The 4,369-nt window shown below is 70.8% G+C and carries 4 protein-coding genes and 2 tRNA genes; all 6 read left to right on the forward strand.

The features are described from left to right. The first annotated feature begins 109 nt into the window (after positions 1-109). Positions 110-889 carry a fumarylacetoacetate hydrolase family protein gene (locus N864_RS19620; RefSeq protein ID WP_034721313.1) on the forward strand — a complete coding sequence of 260 codons (780 nt, stop codon included), beginning with the start codon at positions 110-112 and terminating at the stop codon, positions 887-889. A gap of 42 nt (positions 890-931) precedes the next feature. Next, a complete protein-coding gene (gene gltX, locus N864_RS19625; protein WP_081794055.1) occupies positions 932-2,518 on the forward strand; it encodes a glutamate--tRNA ligase in 1,587 nt (528 codons plus the stop codon). Between the two features lie 5 nt (positions 2,519-2,523). Beyond that, on the forward strand, positions 2,524-3,177 hold the full coding sequence (locus N864_RS19630; RefSeq protein WP_034721315.1) for a GNAT family N-acetyltransferase: 654 nt from the start codon (positions 2,524-2,526) through the stop codon (positions 3,175-3,177). Then, a complete protein-coding gene (locus tag N864_RS19635; RefSeq protein WP_034721317.1) occupies positions 3,170-3,910 on the forward strand; it encodes an HAD family hydrolase in 741 nt (246 codons plus the stop codon). Before N864_RS19630 ends, N864_RS19635 begins: the two co-directional genes overlap by 8 nt. Before the next feature lie 105 nt (positions 3,911-4,015). Further along, a tRNA-Gln gene (locus N864_RS19640) sits at positions 4,016-4,090 on the forward strand. Between the two features lie 86 nt (positions 4,091-4,176). Continuing rightward, positions 4,177-4,252 (forward strand) — tRNA-Glu (locus N864_RS19645). The last annotated feature ends 117 nt before the right edge of the window (positions 4,253-4,369 follow it).

Genomic DNA, 4,369 nt, shown 5'->3' on the forward strand with positions numbered 1-4,369 from the left:
GTGGCCTCTCGTCGGTTGGTGGCCTCGCGACGGAGGGACCACGTCGAGAGGGTAGGTGACGACGGGAGCGGGCTGAGCGGCATACGGACGCATCCTTAGACTGGGGCGCGTGCGCATCGCGAGGTACACGACCGGGGAGGACCCGGCATACGGCATCGTCCAGGGCGAGCCCGGGAACGAGGTGATCACGCCGCTGGCCGGTGACCCGCTCTACGTCGGCCTCCAGGCGTCCGGGGCCGGGCCGGTCATGCTCGAGGACGTGCGGCTCCTCGCCCCCGTCATCCCGCGTTCGAAGATCATCGCCATCGGCAAGAACTACGCCGACCACGCGAAGGAGATGGGCGGCGAGGTGCCCGACGAGCCGCTGATGTTCTTCAAGCCGAACACCGCCGTCGTCGGCCCGTTCGACCCCGTCGTGCTGCCGCGGGGGAGCGAGGAGGTCTCCTACGAGGGCGAGCTCGCGGTCGTCATCAAGACGATCACCAAGGGCGTCAAGGCCGAGAACGCCGCCGAGTGCATCTATGGCTACACGGTCGCCAACGACGTCACCGCCCGCGACTGGCAGCGCCGGGACGGCCAGTGGGCCCGCGCGAAGGGCTTCGACACGAGCTGCCCGCTCGGGCCGTGGATCGAGACCGAGCTCGACCCGGCCGACCTGTCGATCACGACGACGCTCGACGGGGAGGTGCGTCAGGACGGCCGCACGTCCGACATGGTGCACGGCATCGCCGCGCTCATCGAGCACATGTCGGCCGCGTTCACGCTGCTGCCCGGCGACGTCATCCTGACCGGCACGCCGGCGGGCGTGGGCCTCGTCGAGGCCGGCCAGCAGGTGACCGTCGAGATCGAGGGGATCGGCTCCCTGACCAACACGTTCGTCCGACGCTGAGCACTAGGCTGGCCCGTTGTGAGTGAGTCGAGCACCGTCCGTATGCCGCTGACCCCCGTCCCCGACGACAGCCAGGTCGAGGTGCGGCCGGCTCCCGAGCCCCGGCGCAGCACCTCGGACGGCTCCGGCCCGGTGCGGACGCGCGTCGCGCCCTCGCCGACGGGCGACCCGCACGTCGGCACGGCGTACATGTCGCTGTTCAACCTCGCCTTCACCCGCCAGCAGGGTGGCCAGTTCGTGCTGCGCGTCGAGGACACCGACCGCGCCCGGTTCCGCGCGGACAGCGAGGCGCAGCTCTACGACACCCTCGACTGGCTCGGCCTGCACTGGGACGAGGGCCCGGACATCGGCGGCCCCTTCGCGCCCTACCGGCAGTCCGAGCGGCTCGACACCTACCGGCCCTACGTCGAGCGGCTCATCGAGGACGGGCACGCCTACTACTGCTGGTGCTCGAAGGAGCGCCTCGACCACATGCGCGAGATCCAGCAGAAGACGAAGCAGCCGACCGGCTACGACCGGCTCTGCTACGGCAAGACCCGCGAGGAGCGGGCGGCCCTGCCCGGGTTCACCGAGACGCCAGTCGTGCGGATGCTCATTCCCGACGACGTCCAGCTCACCTTCGACGACGTCATCCGGGGCAAGGTCTCGGCGCCCCGACCCGACGACCAGGTCATCCTCAAGGCCGACGGCTTCCCGACCTACCACCTCGCGGTCGTCGTCGACGACCACCTCATGCGGATCACGCACGTGGTCCGGGGCGAGGAGTGGATCAGCTCGACGCCGAAGCACATCCTCCTCTACGAGTGGCTCGGCCTCGAGCCGCCGAAGTGGGCGCACATGCCGCTCCTGCGCAACACCGACAAGTCGAAGATCTCCAAGCGCAAGAACCCCGCGGCCAGGCTCACCTGGTTCCGCGAGGAGGGTTACCTGCCCGAGGCGCTCGTCAACTTCCTTGCCTTGCTTGCCTACCCGCCACAGCAGGACGAGGAGGGCAACGACGTCGAGGTGTTCACCTTCGACGAGTTCTCGAAGAGCTTCGACTGGGGCAAGGTCAACCCGATCGGCCCGATCTTCGACCTCAAGAAGCTCGAGTGGCTCAACGGCGTCTACATCCGCTCCCTCGAGGTCGGTGAGCTCGCCTCGCGCCTGCTGCCGTACCTCGAGGCGGCCGGCGTCCTGTCCGCCAGTCCCTCGCTCGGCGAGCTGGCGCGGCTCAAGGCGGTCACCGAGCTCATCCAGACCCGCATGTCGCTGCTCACCGAGGCGCCGGCACTCGTCGGCCCGTTCTTCGTCTCCGACGACCAGCTCGAGGTCCAGCAGGACGCGCGGGCGCAGCTCAAGGACGACGCAGGCCAGGTGCTCGACGAGGCGATTCGCGCGCTCGGCGACCTGGACGACCACGGCACGGGCGTCCTCGGCGCCGGGAGCGGCTGGACCGCGCCGGCCATCGAGGACGCGCTCCGCACGGCCCTCGTCGAGGGACTCGGGATCAAGCCGCGGTTCGCCTTCGGGCCGCTGCGCACCGCCGTGTCGGGCGCGCGCATCTCGCCCCCGCTCTTCGAGTCCATGGAGATCCTCGGCAAGACGTCGACGCTGAACCGCCTCCGCACGCTGCGCGACTCCCTCTGACCCGGATGAGGCTCAGCGACGTCTGGCCCGTGCGCGGAGTCGAGCTGCGCCACGGCGTCCTCGAGCTGCGGCCGATGACCGAGCCCGACCTGCCCACCATCCTCGACCGGCTCCCGGACGACCTCGAGATGGACCCGACGCTGCCCCGGTATGCCGCTCTCGACCCGGGCGTGGGCCGCGCTGTCGCGCTCGTGCAGGGCTACTGGCGCGCCATGGGCGGATGGTCACCGCAGGACTGGGCGCTGCCCTTCGTCGTGCGCCTCGCCGGCGAGGTCGTCGGCGCCCAGGTGCTCGAAGGGCCTCACGACTACGGCGCGGAACGGGTCGTCGACTCGTCCTCGTGGCTGGTGCAGCAGCGTCGCGGCCAGGGGCTCGGCACGCTGATGCGCGCTGCGGTCCTGGAGCTGGCGTTCGGGCACCTCGGTGCGGTCGCCGCCATCTCGTCCGCCTACCTCGAGAACGCGGCCTCGCTCGGCGTCTCGCGCCGCCTCGGCTACGCCGACACCCACACGTCCGTCCTCGAGCACAACGGCCGTCAGCTCCAGCACCTGCGCCTCGAGCGCGACGCGTGGCACGGGTCCGGCCGCGGCCGAGCGGTCACCGTGCGCGGGGTCGGGCCGGCCCTGCCCTGGTTCGGTCTGGACGGCGAGCGTGCCTGAGCGGACCCTCGCGAGCGAGCTGAGCGGCATACAGGCGCTCGTCCTCGACATCGACGACACGATCGTCGACACGCGCGCCGCCATGACGCAGGCGGGCACGCACGCTGCGCGCGCCCTGTGGCCCGACGCGGCGCACGCGCACGCCGACCTCGCGCTGCACTACTACGAGGACCCGGGCGGCTGGTTCCGCCGCTACGCTTCCGGTGAGCTGACCGTGGAGCAGATGCGCCTGGCACGTTTGCGGGACGTCGCCGAGGCGTTCTCGCTCGACCTGCCGTCGGATGCCCACGACCGTTACCTGGCGGCCTACCTGCCGGCGTTCCGCACCGCCCAGCGGCTCTTCGGCGACGTGCCCGCCCTGCTCGCGGCCGCGGACGGTTCCGGCATCTCGGTCGTGCTGCTCACCAACTCGACCCGCGCGGACACCGCGATCAAGCTCGAGGCGCTCGAGCTGGCCAGCCGGTTCGACGGCACCGTCGTGACGACCGACACGCTCGGCGTCGGCAAGCCCGACCGGCGCGTCTACCTGGAGGCCTGCCGCCTCGTCGATGCGGAGCCGGCACGGGCCGCCTGCATCGGTGACAACCTCGAGTGGGACGTGGTCGGCGCCATCACTGCGGGCCTGCGGGGTATCTGGCTCGACCGTGCGGGATCCGGCTCACGCGAGCAGGTCGCCGTGCGCAGCCTCGACGAGGTCACCGCCGTGCTCGTGGCAGGAGCCGACCCGCGGTGACCAGCGCCGCAGACCCGCCGATTTGGGTCCGCGCGAGGGGACCGGTAGTATTCCTCTTCGGTTCGCCCCGCAGTTGGCCCCGGCCCGCTCGGACGTGAAACCCCTTGGGGTATGGTGTAATTGGCAACACAGCTGATTCTGGTTCAGCCATTCTAGGTTCGAGTCCTGGTACCCCAGCCATGGTCCACTCCGGTGGGCCGATTGGGAGAAAACCGCGGTTCAGGCTAAAGTTTCCTCTCGCGTCGAGTTCGCTCGGCACACCGCATGGCCCCGTTGTGTAGCGGCCTAGCACGCCGCCCTCTCAAGGCGGTAGCGCCGGTTCGAATCCGGTCGGGGCTACCATGCAGAAAGGCCCGGATCCCTCGAGGACCCGGGCCTTTCGTCATGGCCGGCACTCGCGCGGCGGCGCCCGCTCCGGCCGTCAGGCGAGCTCGCGGAGCCCGGGCACGACGTCGGCGG

Source organism: Intrasporangium chromatireducens Q5-1 (assembly GCF_000576575.1).
Taxonomy (GTDB): Bacteria; Actinomycetota; Actinomycetes; order Actinomycetales; family Dermatophilaceae; genus Intrasporangium_A; species Intrasporangium_A chromatireducens.

What these genes read in the sequence shown, in the direction of transcription:
- gltX (WP_081794055.1), top strand. Translation starts at nt 932, where the DNA reads ATGCCGCTGACCCCCGTCCCCGACGACAGCCAGGTCGAGGTGCGGCCG.
- N864_RS19630 (WP_034721315.1), top strand. Translation starts at nt 2,524, where the DNA reads ATGAGGCTCAGCGACGTCTGGCCCGTGCGCGGAGTCGAGCTGCGCCAC.